General features: G+C 72.3%; 4 protein-coding genes and 1 pseudogene. 2 read left to right on the top strand and 3 right to left on the bottom strand.

All coding sequences use genetic code 11. The features are described from left to right. Both CA984_RS42355 and CA984_RS42350 read right to left on the bottom strand, forming a co-directional pair. Positions 1 to 278: pseudogene (locus CA984_RS42355) on the bottom strand (serine/threonine protein kinase); the annotation flags it as partial. A gap of 101 nt (positions 279 to 379) precedes the next feature. After that, complete coding sequence (locus CA984_RS42350; protein WP_086578941.1) at positions 380 to 1,540, bottom strand: S8 family serine peptidase; 1,161 nt, start codon at positions 1,538 to 1,540, stop codon at positions 380 to 382. 206 nt (positions 1,541 to 1,746) lie between these two features. Between CA984_RS42350 and CA984_RS42345 the strand changes: the two genes are divergently transcribed. Next, positions 1,747 to 2,751: a methionine synthase gene (locus CA984_RS42345; RefSeq protein ID WP_086578940.1), complete on the top strand. Its 1,005-nt coding sequence runs from the start codon at positions 1,747 to 1,749 to the stop codon at positions 2,749 to 2,751. A 200-nt stretch (positions 2,752 to 2,951) separates the two neighbouring features. Further along, positions 2,952 to 5,132, top strand: coding sequence for an NAD-dependent DNA ligase LigA (ligA, locus tag CA984_RS42340; RefSeq protein ID WP_086578939.1), 2,181 nt, complete (start codon positions 2,952 to 2,954; stop codon positions 5,130 to 5,132). 33 nt (positions 5,133 to 5,165) lie between these two features. Here ligA and CA984_RS42335 read toward each other — a convergent pair. Next, on the bottom strand, positions 5,166 to 5,356 hold a 191-nt coding region (locus tag CA984_RS42335), incomplete at its 5' end, for a hypothetical protein (RefSeq protein ID WP_133061953.1).

Here is a 5,356-nt window from a genome sequence, read left to right as displayed (position 1 = left end):
ATGTAGGGGGAGTCGTCGGACCAGCCGACTTCGATGAGTTTGGCGGTGTGGGCGCCGGAGACGCGTTTGGCGGCGTGGAGTCCGTTGGTGATCTGCTCGCGGGCCTGGGGGGTGGCTTCCGGGCGGGGGGCGAGCACGCGGATGACGCGGAGGGTGTCGTCGTCGGGCAGGTGGCCCAGGTACACGGCCTGCTGAGGGTCCTGGCCGAGCCGCCCGACGAGGATGTGGACGCCTACGCGTTCCGGATCCTCCGGCAGTAATGGGTTGAAATCCCCCATTGCAATCCTTCCACCTCAGCTACCGATAAAGCCGCTAATAAGTTGTTCTATGGCTATCAAAGCAAATATCGACCCTGACGTTCACCGATTTCACATGTCTTTCACGATCTGTTATCCAGGGCTCCCGGCTGCCACCTGCGGCGACGTCCCGCCGGAATCGTGACGCTACCCAGGGCGATCATGATGACGGCGGCGAGCGACAGCAGGGCGATCCACGTGGCGACCGAGATGCTCCGGGTGTCCTCCGGCGGCGCCTGCCGGATCGCGTCGGCCGCCAGCGGGGCGGGCTCCGGCGGCGCGAGCGCCACCGCCTCCGACGACAGGATCGCCGAGACGGCCTGCAGCGGGTTGACCATCCCCTTGCCGGTGCCGGTGCCCGAGCCGCCGTCCGCGGTCAGCGCGATGCGCCGTACCACCTCCGCCTGGGTCAGCTCCGGATAGCGGGAGCGGACCAGCGCGGCGACTCCGGACACGTACGCCGCGGCGAAGCTGGTGCCCTCCTGTTTCTCCGCGTAGACCTGGAAGGGCCAGGGGGTGGTGAGGTCCGTGCCGGGAGCCAGCACGGTGACGGGCGTGATCGCGTTCGAGGAGTCGGCTCTGCGCCCGTCGGGACCGGCGGAGCCGACGGACAGCACCCCGGGATAGGAAGCCGGATAGGCGGGCACGGGAGAGCCGTCGTCCTTGTTGACGTTGCCGGCCGCGGCGACCACCACCACGTCCTTGGACAGCGCGTAGGCGATGGCGTTGCTCAGGTCGGGCTGGTCGGCCGCCTGAGTCGACACGTTGATCACGTCGGCGCCGAGCTCGACGGCCTTGGCGACGGCCTGGACCAGCATGCCGATCTCTCCGCTGCGCTCCACGGTGTATTTGACGGAGACCAGCTTCACCGCCGGCGCGACCCCGGAGAAGAGGACCCGGTCGCGCGGGACGGCGGCGATGATGCCCGCCACCGCGGTGCCGTGGCCGTAGCAGTCGCGCGGCCCGGTGCCGGTGACGTCCTCCGCGCGGGCCCCCCTCAACTGGGGATGCGTGGTGTCCAGGCCGCTGTCGAGGACCGCGACGGTCACCCCGGCGCCCTTGGTCAGCCGCCACACCTCGGGCAGGTTGAGCCGCTTCTGGCCCCATGACTCCGCGATGCTCACCGTGCCGCGCTCGGGGGCGCACTTCTCGGGCGCCGTCGCGGCGGACGCGACCGCCGGAGCCGCCGGCACCGTGATCGCCGTCAGCAGCGACACCGCGGCGAGCATCCGACCGATCACCATGTGTTCCCCCAATGCGGGTGAAAGACCGCCAGAACCTTACTCAACTTGATCAAGCGTTGTCACGACGGGACGGGCCACGCGCGACCGCTCGGGTGAGCGGCGGCGCCCGGCGGTCCTAAGCTGGCTGTCGTGAACGACCGAGGCGGGCGGGCCGGCAGGCACGCCGGTGATCGATCGTTCTCCGACGTGTGTGGCTGGGAGCGGGCATGAGCGAATATCCGTGGGGTGAGGCGACCGCCACCGGCGTCGGGTCGCACCCGGGGGCGGACCACGCGGAGGCGATCAGGGTCGTCTTCGGAGAGCTGCCCGCGCTGCCGTACCTGCCGGAGCTGCCCGCGCGCGGGGTGGGCGCCGACCTGATCGGGCGCACCGCGTCGCTGCTGGTGGAGCTGCCGGTGGAGGTGCAGCCGTCCGGCTGGCGGTTCGCCGACCGTCCGGGGCGCGACTTCAAGCGGGCCCGCGACCACCTCGTACGCGACCTCGACGCGCTGGAGGAGGCGGCCCAGGGATACGAGGGGCCCTTCAAGATCCAGGTGTGCGGGCCGTGGACGCTGGCCGGGGCGGTCGAGCTGCGCCACGGCGACAAGACGCTCGCCGATCCCGGCGCCGTGCGCGACCTGGTGGGTTCCTTCACCGAAGGGCTCGCCGCGCATGTCGCCGACGTGCGCCGCAGGGTGCCGGGTGCCTCGCAGATCGTGGTCCAGCTCGACGAGCCCGGCCTGCCCGGCGTCCTCGCCGGCACGGTGCCGACCGCGTCGGGTTTCGGGCGGCTGGCCGCCGTCGAGGCCCCGATCGCCGCCGAGCGGCTCAGGGCGGTCCTGCCCGAGGGCGCGTTCACGGTCGTGCACTGCTGCGCCCCCGGCGTGCCCTTCGGCGTGCTCCGCGCGGCGGGCGTCGACGGCGTCTCGCTGGACGCCTCCCTGCTCAGACGGCGCGACGAGGACGCGATCGGGGAGGCGATCGAGGCCGGGACGGCCTTCTTCCTCGGCGTGGTGCCGGGCGTCGACTCCCGGCTGCCCGACGTCGACGTGGTCGCCAAGCCCGCCGTCGAGCTCTGGCGCCGTCTCGGCTTCCCCGTCGCCACCCTGGCCTCGCAGGTCGTGCTCACCCCCGCCTGCGGCCTGGCCGGAGCCTCGCCCGCCTATGCCAGGGCGGCTCTGGCCAAGGCGCGGGAGGCGGCCCGCGTGCTGAGAGACGACCCCGGGGAGTGACCACGGCCGGCGCCTCCGGGCAAGGGGGTGTCCGACGACGTCAGGAGGGCCGGGCCGGTCCGCCGCGACGCCCGCGCGGCGTGGCGGGAAGCCACCCCGTTTACGCGGGGGAGGAGTCACCTCCGGGTAAGGCCGCCGCGGGATGTCGGTGCCCGGCGATAGCGTTTCCCCCGGTTGGATCGATGAGGGGAGAGCTGGCGATGGGTGCTGAGGTCGAGGGTGTGCCGGTGGCGGCGCTGGATCGGCACGCGGAGCTGACCGAGCTGGTCGAGCAGGCCAACTGGCGCTATCACGTGCTCGACTCGCCCACCGTGAGCGACGCCCAGTACGACACGTGGATGCGCGAGCTGCGCGGCATCGAGGAGGAGCACCCGAGCCTGCGCACGCCCGACTCGCCCACGCAGAAGGTCGGCGCGCCGATCTCCAGCGATTTCACGCCGGTCGCCCACCTGCAGCGGATGGAGAGCCTGGACAACGCGTTCAACGCCGACGACCTCGCCTCCTGGCAGGCACGGGCCGAACGGCTGGCCGAGCGCGACCCGGCCCCCTACCTGTGCGAGCTGAAGATCGACGGCCTGGCCATCGCCCTGGTCTACGAGAAGGGCCGCCTGGTCCGGGGCGCGACCCGGGGCGACGGGCGCGTGGGCGACGACGTGACGGCCAACGTGCGCACCGTCGCCGGCGTGCCGCACCGCCTGGCCGGTGACGACGTGCCCGACCTGGTGGAGATCCGGGGCGAGGTCTACATGCCCGTCGAGGGGTTCGTGAAGCTCAACGAGCAGCTCGGCAAGGCGGGCAAGGCGCCGTTCGCCAACCCGCGCAACTCCGCCGCCGGCTCGCTGCGGATGAAGGACCCGCGGATCACCGCGCAGCGCCCGCTGCACCTGATCGTGCACGGCGTCGGCAGGTGGGAGGGGACCGCCCTGCCCCGGACCCAGTCCGGGGTCTACGAGCGGCTCCGGGAGTTCGGCCTGCCGGTCAGCGATCTCTACAAGGTCGTCGACGACCTCGACGGCATCAACGCCTTCATCGAGTTCTACCGCGAGCACCGCCACGACCCGGCCTACGAGATCGACGGCGTCGTGGTGAAGGTGGACCGCATCGAGCTCCAGAACAACCTCGGCTCCACCAGCCGGGCGCCCCGCTGGGCGATCGCCTACAAATACCCGCCCGAGGAGGTCAACACCAAGCTCCTGGACATCCAGGTGGGGGTGGGCCGGACCGGCCGGGTCACGCCGTACGGCGTCATGGAGCCGATCGTCGTGGCCGGTTCCACGGTCGAGCGCGCCACGCTCCACAACGGCTCGGAGGTCGCGCGCAAGGGCGTGCGCATCGGCGACACCGTGGTGCTGCGCAAGGCGGGCGACGTCATCCCCGAGATCGTCGGGCCGGTCGCGGACCTGCGTGACGGCACCGAGCGCGAGTTCACGATGCCGACGCACTGCCCGGAGTGCGGCACCGCGCTGGCCTACGAGAAGGAGGGCGACGCCGACCTGCGCTGCCCCAACACCAGGGCGTGCCCCGCCCAGCTCCGCGAGCGGATCTTCTTCGCCGCCGGGCGCAAGGCCCTCGACATCGAGGGCCTGGGCTACGTGGCGGCCACCGCGCTGACCCAGCCGCTGCCGCCCCAGGAGCCCCCGGTCCGCACCGAGGCCGACCTGTTCGACCTGACCATCGAGCGGCTGCTGCCGATCCGGTCGGTCGTCCGCGACCCCGACACCGGCCTGCCCAAGACCGACCCGGAGACGGGTGATCCCAAGGTCGTCTCCTTCTTCGCCAACCAGAGCGGCGAGCCGAGCAAGAACGCCGAGAAGATGCTGGAGGAGCTGGAGAAGGCCAAGGACCAGCCGGTCTGGCGGGTCCTGGTCGCGCTCTCCATCCGGCACGTCGGACCGCCCACCGCCCAGGCCATCGCCGCCGAGTTCCGCTCGATCGACGCGATCGCGGCCGCCTCGGAGGAGGAGCTCGCCGCCGTCGAGGGCGTCGGTCCCCGGGTGGCCGCCGCGATCCGCGACTGGTTCGAGGTCGACTGGCACCGGGAGATCGTCGACCGCTGGAAGGCCGCGGGGGTCCGGATGGAGGACGAGGCGCCCACGGATCAGCTCCCGCAGACCCTGGCCGGGCTCACCTTCGTGGTGACCGGCACGCTGGAGGCCTTCACCCGCGACGAGGCGGGCGCGGCCCTGGCGGGCCGGGGCGGCAAGGTGTCGAGTTCGGTGTCGAAGAAGACCTCCTTCCTGGTCGCGGGGGAGAACGCCGGATCCAAGTTCGACAAGGCGGTCAAGCTCGGCGTGCCGATCCTCGACGAGGAGGGCCTCCAGGTCCTGCTGGCCGAGGGGCCGGAGGCGGCGGCCGGGCTGGCGGTCCAGCCGGAGGAGTGACCGGGCGGCTGGCCGGGCCGGTGAGGTGGCCAGTTACGGGAGCCGGGTCGGTGAGGTGGCCGGTCGGCCGGTCGGGCCGATGAGGTGACCGGCGGCGGGAGTACGGCCGGCGGTCGAGCCGGAGGAGTGACCGGCCAGGGTCTGCGGGAGCTGATCCGTGGGCGCCTCGTCCTCCATCCGGACCCCCGCGGCCTTCCAGCGGTCGACGATCTCCCGGTGCCAGT

The sequence above is a fragment of the Streptosporangium minutum genome, from assembly GCF_002149035.1.
Lineage (GTDB): Bacteria > Actinomycetota > Actinomycetes > Streptosporangiales > Streptosporangiaceae > Streptosporangium > Streptosporangium minutum.
This window is presented reverse-complemented; position numbering and strand designations above follow the sequence as displayed.